Origin of the sequence: Rhizobium leguminosarum, from assembly GCF_001679785.1 — a bacterium.
GTDB classification, from domain to species: Bacteria; Pseudomonadota; Alphaproteobacteria; order Rhizobiales; family Rhizobiaceae; genus Rhizobium; species Rhizobium leguminosarum_R.
Genome location: NZ_CP016290.1, coordinates 29,972 through 56,038 on the forward strand (window position 1 = coordinate 29,972; position 26,067 = coordinate 56,038).

General features: G+C 59.3%; 27 protein-coding genes and 1 pseudogene. 4 read left to right on the top strand and 24 right to left on the bottom strand.

All coding sequences use genetic code 11. The annotated features are described in order from the left end of the window. Positions 1-234: 234 nt before the first annotated feature. Complete coding sequence (locus tag BA011_RS34600; protein ID WP_041365332.1) at positions 235-480, top strand: DUF6429 family protein; 246 nt, start codon at positions 235-237, stop codon at positions 478-480. On the opposite strand, the gene tnpC is transcribed toward BA011_RS34600, so the two are convergent. The 4 genes from tnpC to BA011_RS34620 form a co-directional block, all read right to left on the bottom strand. Continuing rightward, the gene (gene tnpC / locus BA011_RS34605) at positions 449-2,092 is read right to left on the bottom strand and encodes an IS66 family transposase (protein ID WP_064246225.1); all 1,644 of its coding nucleotides are present in this window, start codon (positions 2,090-2,092) and stop codon (positions 449-451) included. The genes BA011_RS34600 and tnpC overlap by 32 nt on opposite strands. A gap of 47 nt (positions 2,093-2,139) precedes the next feature. Continuing rightward, the gene (tnpB, locus tag BA011_RS34610; protein ID WP_064246224.1) at positions 2,140-2,490 is read right to left on the bottom strand and encodes an IS66 family insertion sequence element accessory protein TnpB; all 351 of its coding nucleotides are present in this window, start codon (positions 2,488-2,490) and stop codon (positions 2,140-2,142) included. Further along, the gene (gene tnpA, locus BA011_RS34615) at positions 2,487-2,915 is read right to left on the bottom strand and encodes an IS66-like element accessory protein TnpA (protein WP_065282713.1); all 429 of its coding nucleotides are present in this window, start codon (positions 2,913-2,915) and stop codon (positions 2,487-2,489) included. The genes tnpB and tnpA overlap by 4 nt, the downstream gene beginning before the upstream one ends. 126 nt (positions 2,916-3,041) lie before the next feature. Beyond that, positions 3,042-5,708, bottom strand: a complete 2,667-nt coding sequence (locus BA011_RS34620) for an AAA family ATPase (protein ID WP_065284203.1) — start codon at positions 5,706-5,708, stop codon at positions 3,042-3,044. A gap of 327 nt (positions 5,709-6,035) precedes the next feature. Here BA011_RS34620 and BA011_RS43160 point away from each other — a divergent pair, with 327 nt between their 5' ends. Then, positions 6,036-6,227 (top strand): hypothetical protein, encoded by a 192-nt coding sequence (locus tag BA011_RS43160; RefSeq protein ID WP_237352838.1) that lies wholly within the window; start codon positions 6,036-6,038, stop codon positions 6,225-6,227. A 199-nt stretch (positions 6,228-6,426) separates the two neighbouring features. Here BA011_RS43160 and BA011_RS34630 read toward each other — a convergent pair. From BA011_RS34630 to BA011_RS34680, 11 genes and pseudogenes are all read right to left on the bottom strand, one after another. Next, a pseudogene (locus BA011_RS34630) lies at positions 6,427-6,597 on the bottom strand (acetyl-CoA C-acyltransferase); the annotation flags it as partial. 67 nt (positions 6,598-6,664) lie between these two features. Beyond that, positions 6,665-7,555 carry a ribokinase gene (locus tag BA011_RS34635; RefSeq protein WP_065284204.1) on the bottom strand — a complete coding sequence of 297 codons (891 nt, stop codon included), beginning with the start codon at positions 7,553-7,555 and terminating at the stop codon, positions 6,665-6,667. Continuing rightward, complete coding sequence (locus BA011_RS34640) at positions 7,552-8,427, bottom strand: MurR/RpiR family transcriptional regulator (RefSeq protein WP_062940160.1); 876 nt, start codon at positions 8,425-8,427, stop codon at positions 7,552-7,554. Before BA011_RS34640 ends, BA011_RS34635 begins: the two co-directional genes overlap by 4 nt. Next, complete coding sequence (locus BA011_RS34645) at positions 8,424-9,404, bottom strand: ABC transporter permease (protein WP_065284205.1); 981 nt, start codon at positions 9,402-9,404, stop codon at positions 8,424-8,426. Before BA011_RS34645 ends, BA011_RS34640 begins: the two co-directional genes overlap by 4 nt. A 26-nt stretch (positions 9,405-9,430) precedes the next feature. Further along, positions 9,431-10,948, bottom strand: a complete 1,518-nt coding sequence (locus BA011_RS34650; RefSeq protein WP_065284206.1) for a sugar ABC transporter ATP-binding protein — start codon at positions 10,946-10,948, stop codon at positions 9,431-9,433. 63 nt (positions 10,949-11,011) lie between these two features. Beyond that, entirely contained in the window at positions 11,012-12,076 is a 1,065-nt protein-coding gene (locus tag BA011_RS34655; RefSeq protein WP_065284207.1) for a substrate-binding domain-containing protein, read from the bottom strand. Between the two features lie 56 nt (positions 12,077-12,132). Continuing rightward, entirely contained in the window at positions 12,133-13,113 is a 981-nt protein-coding gene (locus BA011_RS34660) for a sugar phosphate isomerase/epimerase family protein (RefSeq protein WP_065284208.1), read from the bottom strand. Positions 13,114-13,256: 143 nt separating this feature from the next. Further along, a complete protein-coding gene (locus BA011_RS34665; protein WP_237352856.1) occupies positions 13,257-14,117 on the bottom strand; it encodes a carbohydrate ABC transporter permease in 861 nt (286 codons plus the stop codon). An 80-nt stretch (positions 14,118-14,197) separates the two neighbouring features. Then, entirely contained in the window at positions 14,198-15,304 is a 1,107-nt protein-coding gene (locus BA011_RS34670) for a carbohydrate ABC transporter permease (protein ID WP_065284209.1), read from the bottom strand. 121 nt (positions 15,305-15,425) lie between these two features. Next, positions 15,426-17,087: a sugar ABC transporter substrate-binding protein gene (locus BA011_RS34675; protein ID WP_065284210.1), complete on the bottom strand. Its 1,662-nt coding sequence runs from the start codon at positions 17,085-17,087 to the stop codon at positions 15,426-15,428. A gap of 85 nt (positions 17,088-17,172) precedes the next feature. Next, on the bottom strand, positions 17,173-18,234 hold the full coding sequence (locus BA011_RS34680; protein WP_065284211.1) for an ABC transporter ATP-binding protein: 1,062 nt from the start codon (positions 18,232-18,234) through the stop codon (positions 17,173-17,175). 361 nt (positions 18,235-18,595) lie between these two features. On the opposite strand from BA011_RS34680, the gene BA011_RS34685 reads away from it, so the two are divergent. Beyond that, positions 18,596-19,036 carry an RbsD/FucU family protein gene (locus BA011_RS34685; protein ID WP_065284212.1) on the top strand — a complete coding sequence of 147 codons (441 nt, stop codon included), beginning with the start codon at positions 18,596-18,598 and terminating at the stop codon, positions 19,034-19,036. Between the two features lie 219 nt (positions 19,037-19,255). On the opposite strand, the gene BA011_RS34695 is transcribed toward BA011_RS34685, so the two are convergent. The 6 genes from BA011_RS34695 to proV form a co-directional block, all read right to left on the bottom strand. Continuing rightward, positions 19,256-20,236, bottom strand: coding sequence for an IS5 family transposase (locus BA011_RS34695; RefSeq protein ID WP_065284452.1), 981 nt, complete (start codon positions 20,234-20,236; stop codon positions 19,256-19,258). A gap of 535 nt (positions 20,237-20,771) precedes the next feature. Further along, the gene (locus BA011_RS34700; protein ID WP_027690938.1) at positions 20,772-21,116 is read right to left on the bottom strand and encodes a DUF7674 family protein; all 345 of its coding nucleotides are present in this window, start codon (positions 21,114-21,116) and stop codon (positions 20,772-20,774) included. Between the two features lie 49 nt (positions 21,117-21,165). After that, on the bottom strand, positions 21,166-21,456 hold the full coding sequence (locus BA011_RS34705; RefSeq protein WP_027668192.1) for a helix-turn-helix domain-containing protein: 291 nt from the start codon (positions 21,454-21,456) through the stop codon (positions 21,166-21,168). A 70-nt stretch (positions 21,457-21,526) separates the two neighbouring features. After that, positions 21,527-22,399 (bottom strand): glycine betaine ABC transporter substrate-binding protein, encoded by an 873-nt coding sequence (locus BA011_RS34710; RefSeq protein ID WP_027690936.1) that lies wholly within the window; start codon positions 22,397-22,399, stop codon positions 21,527-21,529. Positions 22,400-22,463: 64 nt separating this feature from the next. Further along, a complete protein-coding gene (locus tag BA011_RS34715) occupies positions 22,464-23,345 on the bottom strand; it encodes an ABC transporter permease (protein WP_011654140.1) in 882 nt (293 codons plus the stop codon). Positions 23,346-23,367: 22 nt separating this feature from the next. Next, positions 23,368-24,600, bottom strand: a complete 1,233-nt coding sequence (gene proV, locus BA011_RS34720) for a glycine betaine/L-proline ABC transporter ATP-binding protein ProV (protein WP_027513131.1) — start codon at positions 24,598-24,600, stop codon at positions 23,368-23,370. Positions 24,601-24,734: 134 nt separating this feature from the next. Between proV and BA011_RS43165 the strand changes: the two genes are divergently transcribed. After that, complete coding sequence (locus BA011_RS43165) at positions 24,735-24,917, top strand: hypothetical protein (RefSeq protein WP_151343732.1); 183 nt, start codon at positions 24,735-24,737, stop codon at positions 24,915-24,917. Positions 24,918-25,283: 366 nt separating this feature from the next. Here the strand turns inward: BA011_RS43165 and BA011_RS46680 are convergent, their stop codons facing one another. Genes BA011_RS46680 through BA011_RS43175 form a run of 3 tightly spaced genes read right to left on the bottom strand, consistent with a single transcriptional unit; the run spans position 25,284 to position 25,974 of the window. Next, the gene (locus BA011_RS46680) at positions 25,284-25,427 is read right to left on the bottom strand and encodes a GMC family oxidoreductase N-terminal domain-containing protein (RefSeq protein WP_151343733.1); all 144 of its coding nucleotides are present in this window, start codon (positions 25,425-25,427) and stop codon (positions 25,284-25,286) included. After that, positions 25,394-25,684 carry an NAD(P)-binding protein gene (locus tag BA011_RS45590; protein ID WP_064250306.1) on the bottom strand — a complete coding sequence of 97 codons (291 nt, stop codon included), beginning with the start codon at positions 25,682-25,684 and terminating at the stop codon, positions 25,394-25,396. The genes BA011_RS46680 and BA011_RS45590 overlap by 34 nt, the downstream gene beginning before the upstream one ends. Then, complete coding sequence (locus BA011_RS43175; protein ID WP_420493454.1) at positions 25,681-25,974, bottom strand: GMC oxidoreductase; 294 nt, start codon at positions 25,972-25,974, stop codon at positions 25,681-25,683. The genes BA011_RS45590 and BA011_RS43175 overlap by 4 nt, the downstream gene beginning before the upstream one ends. Positions 25,975-26,067 lie beyond the last annotated feature (93 nt).

The window sequence follows — 26,067 nt, forward strand, 5'->3', positions numbered from 1 at the left end:
CCGCTCCTCCAAACAATGAGCATACCAGGCGAAGGCGCGCCGGCGCCAGTTCGTGCACAAAATCTCTGAATATCCTGAAGCCAGGCGGCCACCTCGTCTCGACGTTGTGCTACATTGATCGAGCGCGCTTAGGCTACTCTTGTGTCTTTACGGACGTGGCGAAAGTAGGCTCATCCGTATCCATCCGAGGTGGGCCGCAGGACTTAATGGGGTTCGCGTGGTAACGTCGGGTTCATGGAGATCGATGAGGACAAGATCGACGATGCCGTTTTGGCGCTGTTGTGGCTAACGCTGCATAACGAGCGTTGTGCCTGGAAGGGCTTTGACTGGGCAACGACGGATCGCTTGCATCAGAAGGGCATGATCGGCGACCCGGTGAACAAGTCGAAGTCGCTGGTGCTGACGGACGAGGGTCTGCGGCGGTCGGAGGAGCTGTTTCGGACGCTGTTTACGCGGCAACCGATATCGCCACCGCCTTGATCCTCTTCCATTCCCAAGGCAAGAGCTCACGCAGGCGGGAGACGGGAAGATCTGCGATGCGCGTCAGCACATCTGCGAGCCAAGCCTTCGGGTCGATGTCGTTGAGGCGGGCCGTCGTAATAAGGGTCAGCATGATGGCCGCCCGGTCGGCGCCCCGCTCGGATCCGGCGAAGCTCCAGTTTTTTCTTCCACATGCAACCCCGCGCAGGGCTCTTTCCGCCGCGTTATTCGTCATGCAGATCCTGCCGTCGTCGGCGTATCTGGCAAAGTCGGCCCAGCGCGACAGCATATAGTTGATGGGTTCAATCACCGGTGAGGATCGCGACAGGCCTTCGAGTTCCAGCCTGAACCAAGCCTCCAGTTCGTCGAGCAGCGGCTTGCTCTTTTCCTGGCGCACGGCAAGGCGCTCTTCGGCGCTTTTGCCGTTGATGTCGCGCTCGATGTCAAACAGCGCATCGATGCGTTTGACCGCTTCCAGCGCCGTCGCAGAGACAGGCCTCAAGCCCTTGCCCCGCCGGGCACTGCGAGAGACATCGGCCAGCTCGAAGAACTTTCGCCGCGCATGGGCAAAACAGAAGGCTGGCGTTACCGGGATTTGTTTCCTGCTCCGGTCGAAGAGCGGATTGAAGCCATTGTAGCAATCGGCCTGCAGGATGCCGGTGAACTCGGCCAAATGTCGTTGCGGATGTTCGCCACGCCGGTCGCTGGAGGCGTAGAAGACGGCAGCCGGCGGCGACTGCCCGCCAAATGGCCGGTCGTCGCAAACGTAAGTCCATATGCGGCCGGTAATGCACTGCCCCTTGGCCAGGATCGGGATGGTGGTGTCATCGCCGTGGAGGCGCTCGGCCGCAAACACGTGGGTTTCGATCATATCGAAGAGTGGCTTGACGGCGGCGCTGACGTAGCCAACCTGGTCGGCGAGCGTCTGGGTTGACAGATCAATCCCCTCGCTGCGGAACCGGCGACTTTGGCGGTTCAGGGGCTGATGCTCGGAGAATTTGTCGAAGACGATCGTGGAAAGAAGGTTGGGGCCAAGGAAGCCGCGCGACGTGGCATGGAAAGGCGCCGGCGCCTGGCTGATGCAGCCACAGTCCCGGCAGGTAAATTTCTCCCGGACGGTTTCGACGATCTTGAAGCGGCGCGGGACCTCCTCCAGCGTCTCGGTAGTATCCTCACCAAGCTTCGACAGACGCTCGCTGCCACAATGGGTGCAGGCGGTCGGCGCGTCGACGACGAGACGTTCGCGCTCAATATTTTCTGGCCAGGGTTTGCGCACCGGGCGCTTGCGGGTGAAGGCACGAACGGTCTGTGTTTTCGCTGAGGCCGCCTCTGACGCAAGCTCATCCTCGGTCGCATCAGCGACCAGTTCCTCAAGCTGCAATTCCATCTGGTCGATCAGCCGCTGGGTGCGCTCCCGGCTCGGACCGTGTTTGTCGCGCTCCAACTTGGCGATCAGCAATTGCAGATGGGCGTTGAGCGCCTCAATGCCGGAAAGTTTTGCTTTTGCACTGCTCGCTTCAGCCTCAGCGCGTATCCGCGCCTCGCGTTCCGCCAGCAACGCGGCGTGGGCGCTGGCAAGATCGTCCGGCAGTGAGAGAGGCGGTAACGACATGCTGTCATAGAAGCATATTTATCCAACAAATTCAATGCAAAAGACGTTCAAACCCGCGTCGGGCGCCAGGTTTCCTGAGGGGCTCGCCAGTCAATTCCGGACAGCAAATAAGAAAGCTGCGCCGGCGTGATTGCCACCGCGCCGCCCTCTACATTCGGCCAGATAAACCGGCCGCGTTCCAATTTTTTCGTGAACAGGCATGCGCCCTGGCCATCATGCCAGATCAATTTTACCAGATCACCTCGGCGGCCCCGGAAGCAGAACAGATGACCGCCCAGCGGGTCATGCTTCAACACTTCCTGCACCCGAAGGGCTAGCGAAGGAAAGCCGCACCGCATGTCTGTATGTCCGGTCGACAACCAAACCTTGACACCCGTTCCCATCGGAAACGGGTTCATCGCAACGTCTCCAGACCCCGCATAATCCGCAGCAGGACGTCCACGTCGACATCCCGACCGACGATCACACGCCGGTCGTTCGCACTCACCACCTCCATGCGACCGTGGTCGCTGACAGGCGGCGGCACAGCGACAGTCGCCGCAGGTGGCGTGTTCGCAACAACCGGCTCGGCAACGACGATCGCTGGAACAAACCCGTTTGTCGAGCGGTGGACAAGCCGTCCTTCCCGGGCGGCCCTGCGCCAGGCATTCAACTGCCAGCGCGTGATCCCATGACGCTGCGCCGTGGCCGTCACCTGCCGCGGGCCGTTATAACTCTCAGCCACAATCGCTAGCTTCCCTTCATCCGTGAAACGCCGGCGACGCCCGCTATCGACAATCTCCATCCGGCTAAAATGCCCGGTGAGATCATTCATCAAGTCCATGTGTGAAGCACCGTCTATATTGCCGTCTATATAGACAGAGCATCCACACTCTCACTCACTCCACAATGCGGCCCAACTCGGATGCGTACGCTCATCCGTGTCGTGGCGGCGACCTAGGCCGTGTTTCTAAATAGTCTCCGCCTTGGGAGGCTTTTCGAACGCAGCGCGCCGCTCTTCATTTGCTTTCCTGCGTTTCGCAACTTCCGTACGGAACTCCTCAATCGCGTCGAGATCGCTCTTCATTTCGAGAAGCGTTGGTGTCTGGAGAATTTTCCCAGCGGCCATGTCGTGCCCCGAACGTTCGGAAACACGCTTCATAGCCCAATATACGCGCTTATAATCTTCGTCCTCCACTGAGACGACCTTTAAGCTCTGGGTTCTCACGTCAGTGTTGAACCGTTCCACAACCTTACCGAGCAGTACTTCCTCCACGAGGCGTTCCCAGCTCTCGCGAAGATCGGTGTAAAAATCTTTTGCAAGACGCCTCCACGACTCGTCCGTCTGGTTGGCAATTTCCTTGAATGCCTTCAAGCGGTCCCGAAGAGTCGCGATCCGCTTAGTGACAGGCTGCGCGATCCATGGTTCGTCGGTCTCGCTGATAATCCCGAATCCGGATGCTTCGTTCTTGCTGATATAGTTCCGCACGATCGGAACCGGGGGCATGCTCTGAGCGGCCGCATCTACGACCTCGTTGAAAAATAGAAGGTTATGCGTAAAAATGATCACTTGTCTCCCGTTTGCGGCTTCACCCACCAAGCGGGAAGCCACCTTTCGCACACGCAAGTGGTCAAGCGAGGAGACCGGGTCGTCGATGATCAGACCATGGCGAGATGTGTCGCCACCTGCCTCCGCAAGGAAGCAGGCTAAAGCCAGGGCTCGCTGCTCGCCTTCGCTGAGCACGCGGTTGTTTGCCGTGGCCTTCTGTGCCGCAAGCCCAACCTCGAAGTAGCTCTGGCCATCCTGACTACGATCATTCACCGAGAACGGGATGTGCGAGAGGCCTAGCGACTGAATCTCATCGAGGATTCTGTTTTCGAGGTGTTCCATGACCAGACTCCGTCTAAGCGCGGTCATCTGCCGCGAGACTGAGCCTGTCTCGACTGCCTCACAGCACTCCAACAGCTTGAGCCGCTCTTCAAGGTCGTCCAAACGAGCAAGGACGATGGCCAAATCAGCGCCAAGTTTCTTCCGGTCTGTCAACTCGTCGCGCCGTTTCCTCGTTGCGGCGCGAGTGGTATCGTCTTTTGCTGCGTTGTCATCGTCGCTGGCTTCAGCAGCCAATTGAGCACATTGCTCGCTTATTGTTGCGGCAAGGGATGGGGCGAGCGGCGTTTCCGAAGCAGCTGAAGCGACAAACAACGATCGGCGGTTCGCCGCTATAGCAAAATAATTGATGATAACTGCGATCACCTCTTTCCTTGCAAGTGAGAGATCGCCGAACTCGCCCAGCGCTGCCTGGATTTCGTCGCCATCAGGGATGTTGAGGTCAACAATGGCCTTCTGCGATGCGTGGAGCGTTGTCGCCGCCTTTTGGGCCGCCATATTCGCCGCTCCTGTCACGAATGCATTAAACGACGACATCCGCTCGGCAGCCTCTGCAGTCAAGGGTTCTTGGCAAAGAAGGCAGGGGTCACCTTCCTTGGATGGTACGTGTTGATGGTCGCCCCCGAGGGTCGCGGCATAGGCACGAGCGTAATCGAACATCAGACGCCACGGTGCTTGCCCTACGTCGGCCAGCGGTAACGTCTTGAACGCTGACGCTGCGGCGAGCTTGGCTGCAGATGCCGTTGATCCCGCCGCCGCGATCTGTTCCGCTAACGTCGCCCAAGCACCGTCCGAGAGGCGCGCTTCGACTAGAAGAGCTGCGGCGGCGATCTTTTCCAGCGCGGCTTTCGCTCGACGACGCTTGGTAGCCATTGTGGACGGGTCGCTAGCCAACAGAATTGCTAACTGTCCGAGTTCCGTATTGTCGGCGTCCGAAAATTCGGCTTGAGCTTTGATTTGAGATTTGGAAGGCAGCGAAACCTTCGACTTGGGATCAAGACGTGCGAGGAGAGCAGCCACCGTTCCAGTTGGCGAATATCCTCCAGGCATCGGGGTCTTCAGTTTGGCTTCGAGCGCCTTTATTTCGGCGCGGAACTCGGCCTCCAATTCGCCGCGGCGAGTACCATGCCGCTCAAGAATAGCGATGTCAGCGGGGAGAAACCCTATCCGGTTCTGTTTGTCGACGTACAAGCGTGCGTTGGCAGAGTCAAATACCGATATTCGTGAAATAGGCTGCGGCGTCGGCGTCCCGTCGATCCAGACGACTTCCTGCGGTTCTACCGCGCCTTCTTCGATGAATCGGACCTGAACCTCAGCCGGCGGTTTCGTGCCGGCTTCGAACACGTTTCCCAACAGTTCGTCCGATGTCAAACTCCGACAGAGTTTTTTAGTGATTCGGCAGTACCCGCTTTTGCCGCTCCCATTGTCACCATAAATTAGTGTCAGGCCGTTAAGCGCAAATTTTAGCGTCTGTCCCTCTGCAAGGCGGTTCAGATTTCGTACTGACCCCAAGGAGCAAAGGATTGCGCGAGGCTCCTTCGCCGCAGCGGATTTCAGATGACTGGAACCAAGCGCTTCATGGTCTGGGACAGGGTCTATTGCGTACCCTGCAACAAGACGAACACCTGTCCGGACGTGCTTTTTGTGTTCATCGCTCAACGAGAACCCTCCATGTTGAGCATGTCTTCTGAGCGCGTCGCGAACCCAGTCGGCCTGCTTGTCCGCCCATTCCAACAATCCGTCCGCCATGACCCCTCCTGATTTCTTGCAACTCCTGCCCCTTTGGAGATGCAATGCACGCACTGGTTTTGATTATCAGACGGATCGCGGCATCGCCACACGCCCGACTTGGGTTGTGGTAGGGATGGTGTGTTTATTAACAGCTGCGTCGCTCACGCCGACACGAGATCGGCAGTGTCTGCGTGAGCAACGCTTTTTCCTGTTAAGGGCGCTCGAATATCCGGCTTCCCTCGGACGAAAAGTCACGCGCTCGTAAAGTGATAGGAACGCACCGGAACCAATACCCGGACGCTTCGCCCGCTTGTGGCGCAGAGGAGAGGAGGTGGGCAGAGCACGTTGATTTCAGGCCCGCCGAACCCGAGCTTTGCCGAAGCTCTCGGGCTGAACCCGCTGCTAAAGAGCCGCGGCGTGCAGTATTCCTTCCTGTTGATGCGCGCCGATGGCCGGCAACTGCAGGAAATCGCCGGGTTGATCGATAGCGCCGCCCTCCGCCCCGTCGAAGGGCAAGGTCGTGATCAAATGCAGTAGCCGTAGCGGAGAGGCCGCAATCCTGAAGCGGGCATACTTTTCCATAGCCCGCTTCAGTAGTCATCGGATAGCTCGTTCGAGCCCATATTGCTCGGCAGCTTCAGTTCCAGGCTTAGGAAGGCGTCAAACGTGTTGCCCGTTGAAAGATTTCCGACGCCTTTACCACACAATGAAAGAGCGACCGACTTCCGTTCTACGAGAGTTCACGCATCACCGCGATCGGCACGGCGGCAAAGGCTTCGTTGATCTCGATGCGCTCGATGTCCGCGAGGGTCCATCCCGCTTTGTCGAGCGCCTTGCGAACGGCCGGAACAGGCACGAGACCGAACAATCCCCGCTCGACGGCGGCAACGCCATAACCTGCGAAGCGGTGGGCCATCATCGAGCTGTGCAAAATGCCCGCCTTGAACGATGTGAGAGGCCTACACCTGATAACCTCATCCAAGTCGGTCCGCTTCAGGTGTGCCAACGAGTTTGGCCGCATCCATATTCGCCTTTTTAAGCGCGTCGTTTATCGTTTTACCAGACGCAATTTCGGCAGCTAGGACGCCGATAAACTCGTCTCCGGCCCCATGCGTACTTTCAACTTTCACCTTCACAGCCGCAATGATGGTCTCCTCTCCATCGCGATTTGCGTAGGCGACACCGGCACCACCTGCGGTGACTACGACCTCGGGGAAGGTCCGCACAAGTTTCCGTGCGGCCTCAAGCGCGCCATCGAGTGTTTCAACGACGGGAACCCCTCCCAGCATTTCAGCTTCGATCGCGTTCACAACGATAATATCGATGAGCGGCTGAAGATCGGCCGATAGCGGGCGCGCGGGCGCGGCATTGATGAGGACACGCCCTCCGGCCTGTTTCACTGCTCTCGCCGCTGCGACATTGGCGGCATCCGGGATTTCGCTCTGCAGAACAAGCAGCGTTGTCCTTTCCAGAAGATCCCGGGCCGCTGCGACATCGCCATCGCCAAGGGTAAGATTGCTTCCGGAGACGATGACTGCGCCATAGTCTCCTTCGGCATCGAAGATCGCCACACTCATGCCGGTAGATTGCGACGCGGTGCGCCGAACGAAGGTGTGATCAACCCTTCTACGATCGAGATTGTCGATAAGAAACCGCCCGAATTCGTCATCGGCAACCGCCCCTATCATCGACGTCGCAATACCCGTGCGTGCCGATGAAACGGCCTGGTTGCCACCCTTGCCACCACTTTTCGGATGCCATGATGTTCCCGTCACTGTTTCGCCCTTGCGCGGCCGGGCCGGTCCCATCACGGCGATGTCGTAGTGGAGGCTGCCAAAGACGGTGACGAGGGGTGCAGTTATCATGGGAGTCGATCTTTTCGTTTGGACGTGACGGCGGACATGGTCCGCTCGAGATTACGTTCGGCAGCTTTGTAGTCACGCTGGGCAACGGCAACGAACACGGCGTCAAGGATGTTGAGCTGCGCGATACGTGCGGCGGCATTTTCCCCCATCAAAGGAGAACCCTGCGCGGTGGAACAAAGCACCACGTCGGCCGCCTGCGCCAACGCGGAGGAGTTATAGTTGGTGATGGCGATCGTGCGAGCGCCGTTTCGCCGGGCAAGCTGGATCGCCTCGATCACCGCCGTGGTATTACCCGAATGGGAAAAGCCGATCGCAATGTCTCCGTCGACCAGCAGCGACGCCGACATCAGCATCATGTGCGAGTCATCGAAAACGCTGGCCCGAACGCCGATCCGCAGAAATTTGTGCGACACGTCCCGTGCAATCTGAGCGGAGCCGCCCACACCATAGAAATCACGATTTTTGGCCCGGTGGATCAGATCCGCCGCCCTGTCGAATGCCTCCATGTCGAGTATCGACAACGTTTCTTCCAGGGCATTGATGGAGGTGCGAAAGACCTTTTGCACGATCTCCTGCGACGTATCATCGACCGAGAGCTCCTGATGCATTTCGGCCGTGGGCTGGCGGTTATACTGGCTGACCGCAGCGCGGAAATCGCGATAGCCGGCAAAACCGAGTTTCTTGGTTATCTTCACCACCATGGCTTCCGAAACGCCGGCATCGTCGGCAATCTGTTTCAGCGATGTATCATCGCTGAAGTCGCGCAGCGCAAAAACCGTATCGACTACTTTTGCTTCAAGTGGCGTCAGCAAAGGCATCATCATGCGGATGCGAGGGCCAACGGCCTTCGTGTCGAAGTTTTCGGAATTCATTCTCGTCCCCTTGTCGCGCGATCGATCATCATCGCGACGAGGATTATAAGACCGGTCGCCAGGAGTTGATAGAAGGCCTGGACGTTCATCAACGTAAGACCATTGCGCATTGTGCCGAGGATGATAGCGCCCAGGATCGTTCCCAGAATGCTGCCCTTGCCGCCCATCAGCGAGGCTCCGCCGATGGCCGCGGCAGCAATCGCGTCGAGCTCCCAGAGATTGCCGAGGATCGGTTCGGCGGCGCCCAGGCGCCCGATCAGGATCAGGGAAGCAAGAGCTGCAAGTCCGCCGGAGATCACGTAAGCCGTGATCTTGGTACGAGCGATCGGAACGCCGGCGACGTAGGCCGCTTCTTCGTTGCCGCCGACGGCCAGGAGATACTCGCCGATCGGCGTTTTCTTGAGCAGGATCCAGGCGGCCAGCGCCACGACGGCAACGATCAGAACAGGTGCCGGAATACCCAACAGGTTTCCATTGAAGAGCGATCGAAAACCCGCCGGGATGCCAAGAACAGGATTGCCGCCCGTATAGATCAGCGCGAGCGCGCGGTACGTGCTCAACGTCCCGAGTGTTACGATGAAGGGCTGCAGACCGACATAGGCAACTAGGATACCGTTTATGAGCCCGCAGGCCATGCCAATCCCGAGGCCAGCCAGTATCGCAAGCGGGACCGGAGCTCCGGAAAGAAGCAGGGTCGCCGTGATGACCGCCGATATCGCGGCGGTAGGCCCAACGGACAGATCGATACCGCCCGAGATGATCACCAATGTCATGCCAAGCGCCAAACAGGCGTTGATGCTGGATTGCTGCAGGATATTGACGAGGTTGCGCTCGGATATGAAACCGGGAACCAATGTCGCAAACACCGCCATGATGACGACGAGGCCGATCAGCGTGCCGGCGTCTCTCAAAGAAAACGAGAAGCGGCCGAATGCGGGCGAAAGTTTCGTGTCGGCGGTAGTCGGTGAGTTGCTCATAACGTGTTCCTTTATGTCGTCCACGCCTAGGCGGCCGGAGCTGGCGTGCGGCCGGTATTTGCACCGGGAATGGCATGCGCCACGATGGTGCTTTCGGTGAGATCGGCGCGCGCGATTTCCGCGGCAATCTGCCCGTCCCGCATGACAAGGACCCTATCGGAAAGCCGGATGATTTCCGGCAGTTCGGAGGACACGACGACGATGGAATGTCCATCAGCTGCCAAGGCCTCGATCAGGTGATAGATTTCCGCCTTGGCGCCGACATCGATGCCGCGGGTCGGCTCGTCGAACAGGAGAATCTGCGATTTGCTTGCCAGCCAGCGGGCGATGATCGCTTTCTGCTGATTGCCACCGCTGAAGAGCCGGATCGGTCTGTCCAACTGGAAAGGCCTGAGATTGACCCGGCGCAGCAGGTCCTGAGCCGTGTTGCGCAACTTGCCGCCCTGAATGATGCCGGCTTTGGAAAAGCTGCCGAGCGAGGCAAGAGCCATGTTGATGGTGACCGAGCGCACCGGGATGATTCCTTCGCGTTTGCGCTCTTCAGGAACGAGACCAATGCCGGCGGAGATGGCATCGCGAGGATTGCGCAGGTTGACTGTTTTGCCGTCTATGTCGATCGTGCCTGCCGTCAATCTGTCAGCTCCCGCCAGAAGACGCAGGAGTTCCGTCCGGCCGGATCCGACAAGCCCGGCAATGCCGAGAACCTCGCCACGGTGAAGTTTGAACGATGCATCCCTGATTTTCGTCAGCGACGAGAGCCCCCGTGCCTCGAGTTTCACCGTCGCGGTCGCGTGTGAGACATGCTGCTCCTGCATCAACTCACGCCCCACCATCATTGTGATGACATCCTGATGGGAAGCCGTCTGTACATCCACCGCACCGACAAGCTTGCCGTCGCGCATGACACTGGCGCGCTGGCAGATGCGGAACACTTCGTCCATCTTGTGCGAGACATAGATTATCGACACGCCGCTTGCCGCTAGCTTCATTATGACCTCGGCCAGCCGTTCGAACTCACTGGGCGTCAGACTTGATGTCGGTTCATCCATGGCGATGATCCTGGCGCGGTCGAGCAATGCCCGGGCAATCTCGACGATCTGGCGCTGCGCCACCTTGAGCGAAGAGATCGGGGCCGCAGGATCGATGTGGGGTTCGATCATCGACAATGCTTCGGCAGCCCGCCGCTCCTGCTCGCGCCTCGAGACGAACAGCCCGCCCACGGTCGTCAGCGGATGGCCAAGGAACATGTTCTGCGCGACACTCAGATGCGGTACCTGCTGCAGTTCCTGGTGGATCATGGCGATGCCGGCACCGCGCGCATCCATCGGTTTGCGAAAGAAGACATTTTCGCCGTCGACAAACATGGACCCGGAGGTTGGACGAAAGACGCCGGACAGAATGCGCAGCAACGTCGATTTTCCCGCGCCGTTTTCACCGAGGAGCCCATGGATTTCGCCGGGCGCGACGTCGAAGGAGACGTCGGACAATGCGTTCACGCCCGGGAAGCTCTTGGATATCGCTTCGAATCTCAGTCTCGGTGTCATTGCGTCACCCTCCATCGGCAAGAGATGCCGGCCAGAGCGGCCGGCATCTTTGTCAGTTGGCGATCACTTCGCCGCAGCTGCGTCTTCCATCAGCACGGCGCGGACATCGACGCCCTCGCCCTGGTAGCGCGCGACATTGTCCTTGGTGATGAGCGCCTGCGGCGTGGCGACGACGCGGGGCAGTTTCTGGCCGGCAACAAGACGCAAGGCGGCTTCGAGAGCTACCTCGCCGGTCAGCACCGGGAAGCTGTCGACGGTGCCTGTCAACTCTCCAGCCTTGATCGACGTATAGGCATCGGAGATGCCGTCCGTGCCGAATACGGCAACTTTGTCCTGAAGACCGGCTGCCTTGACCGCCTCGACGATGCCGAGCGCCATGCCGTCATTGTTGGCATAAAAGCCGATCAGGTCGGGATGCTGCTGCAGGATGTTGGTGGCGGCGTCATAGGATGTCTGGCGATCCCAGTTGCCCGGAACGCTGGCGACGACTTCGAACTTGCCGCCTTCGCTGATTGTCGACTTGAACCCATCGGTACGCTGGACGGCGGCGTAGACACCAGCCTGCCCTTCGACGATCGCAACCTTGCCGCCTTCCGGCCGGTTCTCGATGAACCATTTCGCCACGCGCACGCCATTGTCGCGCTGCACGTTGCCGACATAGTGCTCCGCCTGCGGAATGACGGCATCGTTGACGTTGACGACGGGCACGCCGGCCGCCTTTGCCTGCTCGATCACGGGCTGGAGATTGGCGTCGGTCTGCGGCGAGACCAGCAGGACATTGTATCCCTGGGTGATCAGGCCTTCGGCGATCGTTAGCTGACCCAACTGATCGCCTTCGCTCTGTGCCGCCTGGTAGACAACCGGCACGCCGACTTTGTCGCCAAACTTCTTGTAGCCATCACCCAGAGAGCGCCAGTATTCGTTGGTCAGCGTCTTGGATACGGCCCCGGCCTTAGTACCTTCCGGCAGCTTGGGAAACGCGCCGAGCTTGGCTTCCAATTCGGACCAGTCCATGCGGTCCTTTTCGGTGTCGGAGTTGAGTGGTGCAAGTTCCTGCGCGACGGCGGCGCTGAACAGGAAACTGGCGGCCAGACCTGCGGCGACAGTCATCTTCAAAAATGTCTTCATCGGTTCCTCCCGAGTGTGAAATTCACACGCCGTCTGGCGTGCTGCGGTGTTGGAGTTCAAGCCCTCGCGCCAAGCATCACTTCTTGAATGATCGCCTGGGCGGAGACGGCATCCTGACGGTCAATCGCACCAGACAGGCGATTGTCCTGCTCAAGGCGGTCCACGACATCAAGCATGCGCTTGACGGTCTGGATGTTCACCTCGCATTCGTGGACCGGATCGAGACCGGTCATATCCGGGAATGTGTCGAAATAGATCGCGCCGTCATAACCGTCCTTGCGGATCTGGCGCAGCAGTTCGATCGTCTGTTGTGTATGAACGGCGCCGACCATCAGCCCATCGTCACGCTTGGCGTAGCCGTCGTTCAGATGAACGCCGAGCACCCGGCTGTAGCGCGCGATCAGTGCCGCCGCGAAGGCCGGCTGCTCATCGGCATAGAGCACATGGGCGAAGTCCAGCGTCACGCCAAGATTGGGCAGACCGACTTCCTTGATGGCCAGCAGCGTCGTGGCGCAGTCAGGCATCAGGCTGTAGGAGCGGGGCTCGTTCGGCTTGTACTCGATGCTGATCTGGCAATCGGGATCATGCTCGCAAACTTCACGAATGCCTGAAATCTCGTGTTGCCACAAGGTTGCATAGTCGGCCTGGAACGCGTAATCGAACCCATCCTGCCCGAGCCAGATGGTCATCAGATTGCTGCCGGCCTCGCGGGTCGCGTCGATGCCCTTCTTCGTCAGGTCGATGGCTTCACGGCGAACCGCTGCGTCAGGGTTGGTGAAGGCGCCAATCTTGAAAGCGGGATTGGTGTAGTAACGCATCGCAAAGCCGTTGATCGCAAGGCCCATATCCCCGATCTGCCGTGCCAATTCGCGCGGATCTGCGGAGACGTGATCGGGATAATTGAGGTCGAGATCCGTCAAACCATCGACCTTTGCAGCGCGGGCCACCATCTGCGCGACACTCGGCTTCCCGGAAAGATCAGGCCATTCGGCCTGCGGCCGGGAGGCGAAGGAGTTAAGGCGGGTGGCGAATTTCAATGGGGTCACTGGATCAGGCTCATATCGTTTGGCGTTGCGATAGACTTCACATAATAATTGACTTCTGTAAAGTTATGAAATGTTGTGCGGCGCACCATTTCGCGCGATCATACCCGTCCTGGGTCGGCAAAGGAGGCGCCGCGCTATTTCACCGCGCCCGCCGTCAGGCCCTTAACGATGTAGCGCTCGAGGAATATGCCGATGAGCACGAGCGGCAGAATGGCGGCACTGGCGATCGCTGCCATGGACCACCAGTTGATACCCTGCGATCCGGTCTGGCTTGCGACCATCACCGGAAGTGTCTTGGCATCGGTGCTGGTCAGAAGAGCTGCGAAGAAATACTCGTTCCAGCAGAGAATAACGGACAGGATGAAGGCTGCGACCATGCCGGGCAGCGCAATGGGCAGCACGATCCGCAGGAACGCGCCCCAGATCGAGCAGCCATCGACAAGCGCTGCCTGCTCCAGCTCCAGAGGGATCGTGTCGAACTGGTCGCGCATGATCCAGATGACGATGGGCAGCACCATCAGCGTGTAGACCAGGATGAGGCCGACAAGCGAGTCCAGCAGCATCAGTTGCTTGTAGAGAACCAGGAAAGGCATCGCGAGCACCACCGGTGGCAGGATGAGCTGCGACAGGAAGAAGAAGGAGATGTCCTTGTTGCGCATCCAGAGGAATTTGTAGGAGAACCGGCTGAGGCCGTAAGCCGCGAGCGATCCGATGACGACAGCGAGAAGCGAGGCGCCTGCCGAGGCGACGATGCTGTTGAAGAACCGGCGAATGAATTCGTCGCGTACGGTCGATTGCTCAAAAATCGTGTCGGGCGACAGGCCGAGCGAACGCCAACCTTTCCAGTCCGGTGTAAAATCCACAAAGGGAATGAGATGGCCCTGCGTGACGTTCACGGCGGTCTTGAACGACGTCGTCACCGTCCAGTAAATCGGAAACAGGGAAACGAAGGCCCAAAAGACCAGGGCGGCGTAGATCAGCATGCTACGGGTCATGAAGCTGGGCAGCGCGAAGCTGCGACGTGCGGGCGCTTTTGGACGTATTGCCCCATGTGCTGTCGACATCGTGTCAGCCCTCAGTTTGTTCTTTGCATCCATCGGCTTGCCCCTTTCAGGATAAGCGCGACGAAAATGATGATGATGACGAGATAGACTTCGGCGAGCATGGTGCCGTAGCCGACGTTGGAACGGTCCCGGTATTCCCGGAAGATGAAACTCGACACCGTGTCGGTCGCGCCACCCGGGCCGCCTGCCGTGACATTGATGACGATATCGGCGAGTTTCAGCTCGAATATGATGCGCAGGATCAAGGCGGTCATGCTCACCGGCAGCATCAGGGGGAAGGTGATTTCCTTGAACGATTGCCAGCCGGTGGCGCCATCGACCCGTGCCGCCTCCTTGATTTCCGCTGGCAACGCCTGCAGGCCTGCCAGCAGCAGAACCATCATGAAGGGAATGGAGACCCAGGCATCCATGGCCATGATCGACAATCGCGCCAGCCAGGGGGTCGAGAAGAAGGCGGGATTGTCCCAACCCAGATAGCGTGCCAGCGTCGCTGCGGGACCGAAGCGGTACTCCATCAACGACTTGCCGATCATCCAGCTGACGGCGACCGGACTCAGCATCAACGGCAAAAGAAAAGCGACGCGGAAGAACTTGCGTGCCTTGATCTCCGCGTTGAGCAGAAGGGCCAGGCCGAAGGCGATCGCATATTGAACGAGAACCGCCAGAACATAGTAGACCATGTTCAAGAGCGCATTCCAGAAATAGGCATCCGCCAAGAGCGTGCGCAGATTGTCGACGCCGTTGAAGCGTCGTCCCTCCACCGCACTGAGGTTCCAATCGGTAAACGCGATGTAGAGGCCGAAGATGGTCGGAAAGATCACCATGGCGACGGTAAAAAGAACCGCCGGAAGGACGAAGGCCGCGCGCTCGCCAGCCTCACCGCGGATCATCACCTGGGAGACGCCGAAGACCACCGCCCAGATGAGATAGACGTAGAGCAGAGGGCGCCAGCTCTGAAAGCCCAATGCGATGACACCCATGGCATCGAGCGACTGAAGCGCCAGGACCGCGATGAAAGCGACGGTCGCGAATGCCAACAGAGCCCTGCCTAGCAGGACATGCTTTCCAGCAGGGGTAGCACGGCGCGCTGCGAACGGTGCGTTCGTGACCAGCGGCATTAACTGAGACATGGCAGCAGACCCTCACGGCCGAAGTTTGAAAAATTGTTTCTGCGGTTCCGGCGACATGGGAGAAACATGCCGCCGGAACCCTGCAGGTGGGCCTTTGAGGCGATTGATCTCAGACGCCGAGCGATGCCTTGTAGAGGGCTATCTGCTTGTCTCGGCCCAGCTGATCGGTGATCTTCTCCCAGGCAACGGCTATCGCATCCGCCCCCTTCTGGGCTGTCATCTGGCCGGCGAACACCTTGGCCAACTCGTCTTCCGCGACGCTGTAATACTGGAAGATGCCGGGGATGCGCGGCTCAATGGCAGCATTGGGGTGGTTGTACGAGTTCGACTGCGAGGCAAGGTAGTTTGAGATGAAGGCCTCGTCGTAGCCGGCCTCGACCCATTCCTTGGTGTCGAACTGGCTCTTGCGATAGCACTGGAAGCCCGACGGATATGCCGCCATCCACAGAGCCAGGTCCTTGCCGCCGAGATGGGCAGCCGCGCTCCAGGCTGCCTTCTTCTTTTTTTCGTCGCTGTCGACCCGGGCCATGACGTAAACGCCCCATCCGAGGTAAGCCATGTTCGGGGCGTGGTTCGGACCGCTCGGCAACTTGTCCCACTGACCGGTCTTCGAATTGTAGACGTCGTCCGAGCCAGGCAGGATATCGAAGGCGACAGTGTCGCCGATCACCGACGTGTCGCTGGTGCGCGCGCCGGAGCCGACATCGCCCCACCAGGAAACCATGGATCCGGTACCAGCCAGGAACTGCTGGAAGGCGGTGGTGCCGGGGTCCGCGTTGAGCTGATCGCCAGACTCCGACGGCAGCGCGTCGATCACGTCTTGAATGGCCCGGACCCAGGCCGGGTTGTTGATCCGCGGCTTCATCGTATCAACGTCGAAGAGCCAGGCCTTGTCGTCCGGATGCTTGGCATAGGCGGTGGCGCGGCTGCCGAGGAAGTAGAAGCCGAAGCCACCCCAGGCTTTCGGCGCATCGAGATAGCCGATCGCTTCCATGCCGCCGATCGTCTTGCCCTTAAGGAACTTGGTGACTTCCTGAACCTTCTGCCAGGTCTTGGGCACCTCCCACTCGCCCTTGTGCCCCTCGTCCTTCCAGGCCTTTGCCAGATCGGCATCGGTGAAGTAGTCGGCGCGGTAATTGAAGTTGTGGCAATCGCCATCAACCGAGATGCGATACGTCTTGCCATCCCAGGTTCCAACCGGCGCCTTGAGGTAGTCGACATAATCGTCCATGTCGATCTGGGCCTTGACCCAGTCCGGCATTTCGGATGCGAGCCCCTTGCCGCAGACGTCGCCTTCGAAAGGCGCCCCCATCTCCAGGATATCGAAATCCACCGTCCCGGTGGCGATCGCCTGCTGCAGACGCGGATTGTAGTCTGCCTGCGCCAGATCAATCCACGAAATCTTGGCGCCGGTGTAGTCTTCCCAGGATTTGAGGAAGCCGCGGAAGATCACATTGTGAAGATTCTGGTTGTTGAGACCCATGAACGACAGTTGGACGCCGGCGAATTCGCCCTGCTTCACGCTGCGCTTGGTCGCGCCGAGGCAAAGTTCCCCGACCTTCTGCCAATCCGCATCGGTCGGCGACCCCTTGCCGACGCCGGGAATCTGCAGGATCTGGCTGCGCAAGGAGGCGTCCTGCGCGTTGGCGCTGCCGACAGCACCGAGAATGGTGCCGGTGGCCGCAAGAGCCCCCAGACTGGCGCCGGTCTTCAAAATGGCGCGGCGGCTCAGGCCGATCGCCATCATTCTTTCGAAATCACTGACTTTCATAATTCACTCCTCCCGTTGAATAAATCACCACACGTGATGGGTATCGACCGAGCCCCTGCGTCGCAGGGCATCGGCGAAGCGGCTTTCAATCGAGCCGCAATCCGGTTTTCAGATCGAAAAGGTTCACGGATGCCGGGTTTGGCGTCATCGCCATCGGCTGGCCGGATTGATCCTCCACCCGGTCGCGAAAGACACCGATGACCTTCTGGTTGCCGATCCGGGCAAAGACCTGTGTCTCTGATCCCGTCGTCTCCACGACAGTGACGTTGGCCGTCACTTCGCCGCCAAGTGCGAAATGCTCCGGCCGGATGCCGTAGAAGGCGGGTCGACCGTCGGAGCCTTCGGGTGCACGAACAAGCGGCAACCGGATACTGTCGTCGGTCTCGAAAAAGGGTGCCCCGGACGCCCGGATGTGGCCTTTGAGCAGGTTCATCGACGGCGAGCCTATGAAACCGGCAACGAAAGTGTTGGCCGGCTTGTCATAAAGTTCGAGCGGTGAACCAATCTGTTCGACGCGTCCGTCCCGCAGGACAACGATGCGATCCGCCATCGTCATCGCCTCGACCTGGTCATGGGTGACATAGATCATCGTGGTCGCAAGCCGCCGCTGCAATTCCTTGATCTCGGCGCGCATCTGCACTCGCAGCTTCGCATCCAGATTGGAAAGCGGTTCATCGAACAGAAAAACCTTGGGATCGCGCACGATCGCCCGTCCCATGGCGACACGTTGTCTCTGGCCCCCGGAGAGTTGACGCGGATAGCGTGCGAGATAAGGAACCAGATCGAGAATCTCGGCCGCTTTCTTCACACGGTCATCGATATCCGCCTTAGGCTCTCCGCGCATTTTCAAGGCGAAGCCCATGTTCTCGGCGACGGTCTTGTGGGGATAGAGAGCGTAGCTCTGGAAGACCATCGCAATGTCGCGATCTTTTGGTGGCAGATCGTTCACCACCTGGCCGTCGATGCGGATATCGCCGAATGTGATCGGCTCCAGGCCCGCCACCATGCGCAGAAGCGTGGATTTGCCGCAGCCCGAAGGGCCAACCAGAACCACGAACTCGCCATCGGGTATTTCCACCGAAACCCCGTGAATAACGGTCAGGCTTCCGTAGGCTTTGCCGACGTTCACGATATTCATGGATGCCAATGCGTATTCCTCCCGGTGCGTCGCGCTCCCCACGACGTTTGATCGTCCCTCCAGAAGGCGGCGGCGGGGCGTCGCATCCAGCAACACCGCCGCCGCCCGGTCCGCCCTGGGAGGGACATCATTTCGGTGAACCACTTCACATACGAACATATTGTTGTACAGTCGTTCATTCGATGAGTTCGGAATTATTTTATTCCACCGCTCATTTTCCCCGCCTCTTTCGGCATTACGCTGAGAATAGCCGGACGACCCGCCCTACGCCAGATGGACATGCGCTGCATATCGCTCAAAGCTCGATTTGCAAACATCACGACACACATATACTCTGTGAAGATATGCCTGCAGCTAAGGGAGGCACTAGATGCTAAAAAGAATCGATCCGGTCATCACCGCTGAACTGATCCACGCGTTGATGTTGATGGGACACGGGGACCAATTGGTCTTGTGCGATGTCAACCATCCCGCCCAGACCATCGCCCGGAACACCACCTACGGCCGCCTCATTGACGTCTCCGGCTGCGGTCTTGAGCGTACAGCGGAAGCAATCCTCAAACTTTATCCGCTCGACACATTCGTCGACGCCCCCGTGAAACGGATGCAGGTTGTCGGCGACCCCGAAAAGCAGATGCCAATCTTTTCCGCGATGCAGACGGTTGTCGATCGCGCGGAAGCGCGGCCGATCAAGATGGATGCATTGGAACGTTTCGCATTTTACGAGGCGGCTAAAAACTCATTTGCAATTGTCAGAACCTCGGACCCGGGACCTTATGGGTGCTTCATTTTCAGCAAAGGCATTATTTAGTCAGCCTGGCGCAGCGGCACAAAGCGGACAGCCGGACATACATCCGACAGACCACGCCGTCCAACGCGTTCCGCCGCGCCGATGCCTGAACGGACCTGCGCATGGGATCGTAGAGCATGCGAAAGAAGGCATCCGCCATCTCATAGGCAAGATCCGGTTCCAACCAGCACTGTTGCATGGATCAGACTTTGGACGAGGCAACCCTATCCACTGCATTTTTCATGCAACGCGCTCGAACTTAGGCCGGCCAAGTTCTGTCATCCGGTTAAGAACACGGACGCCAATCTTCGCTTCAGTCTTCTGATTGTCAAAATGTCGGGCTTTGAGTTTGGGCCCGATCACAGCCTTCCATCGACCCATCTGGGTCTCAGCGCGACTGCGCTTGTTGTAGCCGGTGGATTTCTGCCATGCCATCCGCCCTTTGGTCTGGATTTCTGCAATATGGCGATCGCGGACAGATGGAACCAGCACCGATTGAGGGCTGGCAACGGCAGTCTTGGGAGGTGGGATAATAATCTCCACGATCTCACCAAAGCGTGTCGCCAGAAGATCTCGGCTTGGCGTTCCATCATAGGCGCCGTCGGCAATGAACTTCTCGACGGGGCCACCGATCTGGTCCAGAAGTCCTGGTAACGCTGTCGGATCGCCGACATCATCCACGGTCAGATCGGAACAAACAATCTCACCACTGACAAGATTGAGACCAAGGTGCAGTTTGCGCCATCTTTTGCGTTTGGCCTTGGTTTTATGCTTGTTTTCCAGCCACTCGCCCGAGCCGAAGACCTTCAAGCCGGGGCTGTCGACAACCAGATGGACCGGACCTGATGTTGTGGCTCGGGACTTTGTCGACGGCAACGCCAGCCCTTTGCTCCGGCGAGACAGGGTGGAGACGTCAGGCACGGCAATATCGAACCCCATCAGCGCCGCGACACTGCGCATCAAGCCTTGGGTCTGGCGTAGCGCCAGCCCGTAGACGACGCGCAGGGTCAAGCACAACGTAATCGCCAGATCCGAGTATTTCGGCTGACCACCCCGCGATGTCCGCCTCCGCGCCGTCCATAAAGACAGGGCCTCATCCTTCACCCAGATGGTCAAATCACCACGTTGACGCAGGCTTTCATTATATGCCGGCCAATTCGTCACTTGATATTTCTGCTTGGCAATCTTGTCCCGCCGATCGGCATTGAACGTGTGCGGCATCGTCGAAATCCACATCAGGAGACTGAAAACTTGAGACTGAAAACCACCGCTCAATATCAGTCGACGGGTGATCCACGCAACAACGCCCAATTCCACGGTGTAGATCCCCTTGTCCCTCCTGCGTTCAATGCAGAAGGAAGATAGGTGGCCGGATTCTACTCCGCCCCTACGGCGAGATTATCGCGCCGTTACCGTGGCCGACTTTTGCACCGGCGCTCTCAAACGTTATCTTCATCTGGTTCACTCGCCGGAGTTTCAGCTTGTACACGGCGCACCTGAACATCAGTCCGGCGTCTGATCCTTTCGTCTGGTCACCTCCTCAACTCCGATGTCTTCTGTCGCAATTGCGAAGGGGTAGGCGAAGGGGATCGGGTTCGCAGGATCGCGCCGTCGGCAATCGGCGCACCCGGCAGCCTTCGCCGGCGCTGTCTATCCTGCACGTGACGAGGAAGGGGCTGGCCGAAGACGAACAGCCCGGCATCTGCGATCCACGCTGATGCCGGCCGAGATCGGCGGAACTTGGCAGGGGAAAAAGCTATCCGTGGATATAGGCAGCGGACAACGGTCCGAGCTGCGCCGAGATCTGTCGCCACCTCGCCGGCTGCGCGCCGGTGCGGGAAATCATCGCTTCGATCAAGCCGGTCGATACCGCATGCTTCAGTTTGGGGTCACCGCTTCGCATGCCGAGCTCGATCAGCTCGAATACCCTCTGGCGGTCTTCAAGCGATGAAAAACGCTCGGCGATCAGCCATCCTATATCCGAATAGAGGGCGTGCATGGCGGAGAGATCGATCGGCTGGCCGGTTGTCGATCCTGCTTCCAGGGCCGGCGCCCCAGGTATGTTCTGCGTCAGTTCGGATGTGATTGTGCTGGTATCCATCGATGTCGTTCCTTGTCCTGCTGAAATCGTTTGGCGCGGCCGTTGGCCGTCAGTCCGGACGAAAGGCAGAAACGTTGTCACTGGTGATCCAGGTTGGCCCTTCGCCACGTCCGCTGACGAGCCACGCCAGGCTGACCCCGAGCGCTTCGGCAATCATCACGAGGCGGTCGGGGAAGGGAGCGTCACGATCGTTTTCCCAGTCGATCCAAGTGCCTGCCGCGATGCCGATTGCGAGGGCGGCGGCTTCGACCGACAGGCCGTTCGCGTCGCGCGCCAGCGATATCCGGCCGCCGATGGTGTCGTCAGTCGTGTAGAATGTGTCCGGGCTGTCGATATACAACTGTCGCTCCTGCTCGATCTTGCGAAGATGCTCACCAGCACGATGGTGCTGGGGAGCATGATGTCGGAGATCAGCCTTCCTCGCCGATCCAGCTCTTCACCTGGTCGGGGTGGTCGGCAATGTACTTGTCGACTGCTTCATCATAGGAGCTCTGCTGCGCGGTAAACATCGCCGCTTCCAGATCGGGAATCGGCAGCTTCATGCGCGACAGGAAGTCGGCAACCTTGGGATTTTCCGACTTGAAGTCCTTGCGCGCCAGAATGTCGACGTGCTCGGCTTCACCCAGCGACTTTTTCGGGTCGTCGAGGTAGCGCAGCTGGTGCTTGCCGAACATCCAGTGCGGGCTCCAGGCGGTGGCCACGAACCACTTTTCGCCGCGCACGGCGCGATCGACGGTGGTCAGCATGCCGGCTTCGCTGGAGATCTGCAGCTTGTAGCTGCCCAGCCCGTAATCCTTCTCGGCCTTCTCCGAAAGGCGCGTTAGGCCGGCGCCGGGGTCGATGCCCTGGATGGTGCCGGAGAGCTTCTTCTGGACGTCTTCCTTCTTGAGATCCTCGATCGAGCCGATCTGGTCTGCGGGAATGTAGTCCGGGACGACCCAGCCGAGCTTGGCGCCGTCATAGACGGTGCCGAGCGTCTCGACCTTCTCCTTGACCTTGGCATAATAGTCTGCATGGGTCTGCGGCAGCCAGGCCATCATCATCGCATCGAGATCGCCGCGGCCGACACCCTGGTAGAGCGGCGCCACGTCTGCCTGCACAAGCTCGACCTTCTGGTTGAGCTTGGTCTCGATCAGCCTGGCAGCGAGCTTAGTGACGAATTCGGCGTCGGACCATGCGGCCCAGCCGATCTTCACCGGCTTGGCATCCGCAGCCATGGTCGCTGTGACGGTACCAACGAGAAGGGCGGCGGCGAGGCCGAGGGTTGCGAGTGTTTTGAACATATGTGCTCCTTTTGTGAAGGTTCGCATTAGACGGGTCGTTGCCCGCAATGGTCTGACGCGGGGGTCAGGCGGTAGCGGTCGCCAGTTCCTCGCGCTCGGTCTTGCGGAACAGTCCCAGCCAGAAGGCGGCGCGGGGCTTTCCGAGGCTCTGGGTGATCCGGTCGAGAATGACGGCCAGGATGACAACGGCGATACCGCCTTCGAAGCCGGTGCCGACATCGAGACGCTGGATGCCCGTCAGTACCGTGTTGCCGATGCCGCCGGCACCGATCATCGAGGCGATCACCACCATCGACAGCGACAGCATGATCGTCTGGTTGATGCCGGCCATGATCGAGGGCAGGGCATTCGGCAACTGCACCTTGAAGAGCAACTGCGTGGCGGTGCAGCCGAAGGCATTGCCGGCCTCGATGAATTCGCCATCCACTTGGCGGATGCCGAGATTGGTGAGGCGGGCCACCGGTGGCATCGAGAAGATCACCGTGGCGATCGCGCCGGGTACGGCACCGAGGCCGAAGAACATCGCGGCCGGGATCAGGTAGACGAAGGCCGGCATGGTCTGCATCAGGTCCAGAACAGGGCGCACGAAGGCGGCGACGGAATCCTTGCGCGCCATGGAGATGCCGAGCGGCAGGCCGACCAGCATGGCGATCAGCGTCGAGGCGATCACCAGCGACAGCGTCTCCATCATCGGGCCCCAGAGGGCGATGTGATTGACGAGCAGCAGGCCGAGCGCGGTGAAGACCGCAAAGCCGATGCCGACACGCCAGAGCGACAGGATCACGAAGATCGCGATGCCGACAGGCATGGGGATAGCCAGCAGGGCATTCTGGATGCCATCCGTGACGAAGCCGATGGTCGCGGCGATGGCGTCCAGCAGCGGTGAGAAATTGTCGAGGACGTAATTGACGGCAGCGTCGATGCCGTTTCCGATATCGAAGTTCATAGTATATCCGATGTGTTTGGGGTCAGCTGGCGCGGTCGAGCGTTTCGAGCAGCGCCGACTTGCTGATGGAGCCGATATAGCGGTTGCGATCGCAGACGACGGGTACCGGCCATGGGCTGGCGGCGACCTTGCCGAGCACGTTCGACAAAGGCTCGGAAGCCGGAATGGCCTGGATCTCGGTCAGGAAAGCGCCGCGATAGGGGTCGGCTGCCTTGGCCCGCATCTTCTCGATCAGCGAAGTTTGGCTGATCATGCCGTGATAGGTCTTGTCGCGGCCGAGGATGATCGCGTATTCACGATCGTAGTTCTTCATCCGCTCAAGCGCTGCGGCAGCGGACACGCCTTCGCGCTCGATGATCGTCACCTGCGACTTGCGGGCAACATCGCCGGCCTTGAAGACATGGGCGACATCGACATTGCGGAAGAACGAGCGAACATAGTCGTTGGCCGGCTGGGTGACGATTTCGTCGGGCGTGCCGACCTGCACGACATTGCCGTTCTGCATGATGCAGATCCGGTCGCCGATGCGCATCGCCTCGTCGAGATCGTGGCTGACGAAAACGATGGTGCGGCTGTGTTCCGACTGCAGGCGAACCAGTTCGTCCTGCATTTCCGTGCGGATCAGCGGGTCGAGGGCCGAGAAGGCTTCGTCCATCAGCAGGATCGTCGGCTCGCTGGCCAGTGCGCGGGCAAGGCCGACGCGCTGCTTCATGCCACCGGAGAGCTGGTCCGGGCGGCTGTCGGCATAGCCATCGAGGCCGACGGCCTTCAGCGCCGCCAGTGCCTTCTGCTTGCGGCCGGCCTCGCCGACACCGGCGACTTCGAGACCGAAGGCGGCGTTGTTGAGGACCGTGCGGTTCGGCAGCAGTGCAACGGATTGGAAGACCATGCTGATGTCGCGGCGGCGAAGCGCGATCAGCTCGCTGCGCGACATGCCGGTGATGTCGCGGCCATCAATCTCGATCGATCCGGAACTCGGTTCGATCAGTCGGTTGAGAAGGCGCAGCAGCGTTGATTTGCCGGAGCCCGACAGGCCCATGATCACGAATATCTCGCCGGCACGAATATCGAAACTGGCGTCGTTGACGCCGATCGAGCAGCCCGTTGCTGCATGAATTTCAGACTTGGTCTTTCCGGCCCGCAGTAGTGCGAAGGCTTTTTTCGGATGCTCGCCGAAGACTTTGTAGATGTTCTTGAGGCTGATCTTGGTCGTTGCCGATTGTGTCGGCGCGTCTTTTTCAGTTGCAGAATTCATATAATTTGGGCGCCGAGCTCAAGAGGCCAGGCATTCTCCTTTTTTAGCCGACGCTTGTCGAGACGACAGTATTTGCTGCGCATTTCCAAGTGTCGGTTGTATTTTCAACGTAGCAAAGCGCTATTGATTTAATCATGTATCTGGCCATCCAAGTAATGGCGCTGCCATCACGGCAATCATCGACAGTAACGTTTGCGTTCGGCGCTTCATGTTCCATTCGAAACCAGCGCTTCGGCGGAGGAGTTGAACGTTATGTAGGTGGATATACGCTCGATGTCCATAAAAAAATGAAATTTATTGCCAGCGGGTCATTGTGATGGCGCAAAAGTGGGCTGTTTTGGGCTTCTGCGACCCTGGCGTTGTGGGCGGCTTCGGGTGCATCCAGCGCTGGGTTGCGAAACGGGCGTGTCGCAAAGCGGTCGGCCGAATGCGTTGAGCTGAAATACGTTCTGCTCTTCACGCCTTATTGACCTTTTGAAGTCCGAAGAGACGTGCGAGCAGATCGTTCTGATCATTGACGGTGTCGGACGCCAGGGTCGCGCCATATGTGACAAAGCCGACAGAATTTTGGTCGCATGGGATGTTGGGATGCGCGCACGAAGGCTTTGTTTAATGGGTGACGGTAGGGTACGTCCGTCACCGGCAGCGGCCTGTCGTTGCCGTGATAGATGCCAGCCGGCCGATCAATTCCCTTCGGCACGCCTGAAATACGGAAGAACCTCGGCGTAGCTCCAGCCATCGCAACCGGAAGTTGCCCCGTCGTCATAGTCCTTCCTGTCTCCACGAATGTAGATCATGCCGTTGATCGAGCTCCCGCCGCCCGGCATGAACCTTGCGGAACATGGATGCGCCGCACGGCCAGACCCGGTTCCGGATCCGAGACGTAGGGGAAAGTGCGGTTGGTCCCGAACAGTTTGACGACACCACCCGGTGCACGACTGGCGATCACACGCTGGTCTGGCCCGGCCTCAAGCACAAGTATTCTCAGCCTTGGATCTTCCGACAGACGATTTGCCAACACTGAACCGGCCGAGCCCGCGCCGATGATGATGTAGTCAAATTCCTCGCCTGTGGCCTGGATCACGAAACCGCTGCTCCCAAGACCATATGGGCTGCCTTCTCGCCGATCATGATGCTCGGCGCATTGGTGTTGCCACTGACGATGCGTGGCATGATCGAGGCATCCGCGACACGCAGGCCGGCAAGTCCGCGGAGCCGCAGTTGCTCGTCAACCACGGCTTCCGGACCGTGGCCCATGGCACATGTTCCGACGGGATGAAATGTCGTCCCACCGGCCTTACCAAGCCAGCGCCGAAAATCCCTCCCCGAGAGACACGTATCGGTGAAACTCATGCTCGGACAGTCCGAAACGATTAGCTAGTTTCCGTCCATAAACGCTGGTTTTCTTGAGCTTGCAGCGCACTTGGGTTCCGCTTGGTGGCCGCTTTGAAGCCATGCGGTGTGGCT

Bases quoted from the DNA above. Each gene is read 5' to 3' on its own strand.
- BA011_RS43165 (WP_151343732.1), top strand. From the start codon at position 24,735: ATGTATCTGGCCATCCAAGTAATGGCGCTGCCATCACGGCAATCATCG.
- BA011_RS34670 (WP_065284209.1), bottom strand. From the start codon at position 15,304: ATGCCGCTGGTCACGAACGCACCGTTCGCAGCGCGCCGTGCTACCCCT.
- BA011_RS34685 (WP_065284212.1), top strand. From the start codon at position 18,596: ATGCTAAAAAGAATCGATCCGGTCATCACCGCTGAACTGATCCACGCG.
- BA011_RS34645 (WP_065284205.1), bottom strand. From the start codon at position 9,404: ATGAGCAACTCACCGACTACCGCCGACACGAAACTTTCGCCCGCATTC.
- BA011_RS34665 (WP_237352856.1), bottom strand. From the start codon at position 14,117: ATGACCCGTAGCATGCTGATCTACGCCGCCCTGGTCTTTTGGGCCTTC.
- BA011_RS34710 (WP_027690936.1), bottom strand. From the start codon at position 22,399: ATGTTCAAAACACTCGCAACCCTCGGCCTCGCCGCCGCCCTTCTCGTT.
- BA011_RS34695 (WP_065284452.1), bottom strand. From the start codon at position 20,236: ATGCCGCACACGTTCAATGCCGATCGGCGGGACAAGATTGCCAAGCAG.
- tnpC (WP_064246225.1), bottom strand. From the start codon at position 2,092: ATGTCGTTACCGCCTCTCTCACTGCCGGACGATCTTGCCAGCGCCCAC.
- tnpA (WP_065282713.1), bottom strand. From the start codon at position 2,915: ATGGACTTGATGAATGATCTCACCGGGCATTTTAGCCGGATGGAGATT.
- BA011_RS34620 (WP_065284203.1), bottom strand. From the start codon at position 5,708: ATGGCGGACGGATTGTTGGAATGGGCGGACAAGCAGGCCGACTGGGTT.
- proV (WP_027513131.1), bottom strand. From the start codon at position 24,600: ATGAATTCTGCAACTGAAAAAGACGCGCCGACACAATCGGCAACGACC.
- BA011_RS34700 (WP_027690938.1), bottom strand. From the start codon at position 21,116: ATGGATACCAGCACAATCACATCCGAACTGACGCAGAACATACCTGGG.
- BA011_RS34640 (WP_062940160.1), bottom strand. From the start codon at position 8,427: ATGAATTCCGAAAACTTCGACACGAAGGCCGTTGGCCCTCGCATCCGC.
- BA011_RS46680 (WP_151343733.1), bottom strand. From the start codon at position 25,427: ATGCCGGGCGGCGGGAGCTCGATCAACGGCATGATCTACATTCGTGGA.
- BA011_RS34600 (WP_041365332.1), top strand. From the start codon at position 235: ATGGAGATCGATGAGGACAAGATCGACGATGCCGTTTTGGCGCTGTTG.
- tnpB (WP_064246224.1), bottom strand. From the start codon at position 2,490: ATGAACCCGTTTCCGATGGGAACGGGTGTCAAGGTTTGGTTGTCGACC.
- BA011_RS34715 (WP_011654140.1), bottom strand. From the start codon at position 23,345: ATGAACTTCGATATCGGAAACGGCATCGACGCTGCCGTCAATTACGTC.
- BA011_RS34650 (WP_065284206.1), bottom strand. From the start codon at position 10,948: ATGACACCGAGACTGAGATTCGAAGCGATATCCAAGAGCTTCCCGGGC.
- BA011_RS34635 (WP_065284204.1), bottom strand. From the start codon at position 7,555: ATGATAACTGCACCCCTCGTCACCGTCTTTGGCAGCCTCCACTACGAC.
- BA011_RS34675 (WP_065284210.1), bottom strand. From the start codon at position 17,087: ATGAAAGTCAGTGATTTCGAAAGAATGATGGCGATCGGCCTGAGCCGC.
- BA011_RS34655 (WP_065284207.1), bottom strand. From the start codon at position 12,076: ATGAAGACATTTTTGAAGATGACTGTCGCCGCAGGTCTGGCCGCCAGT.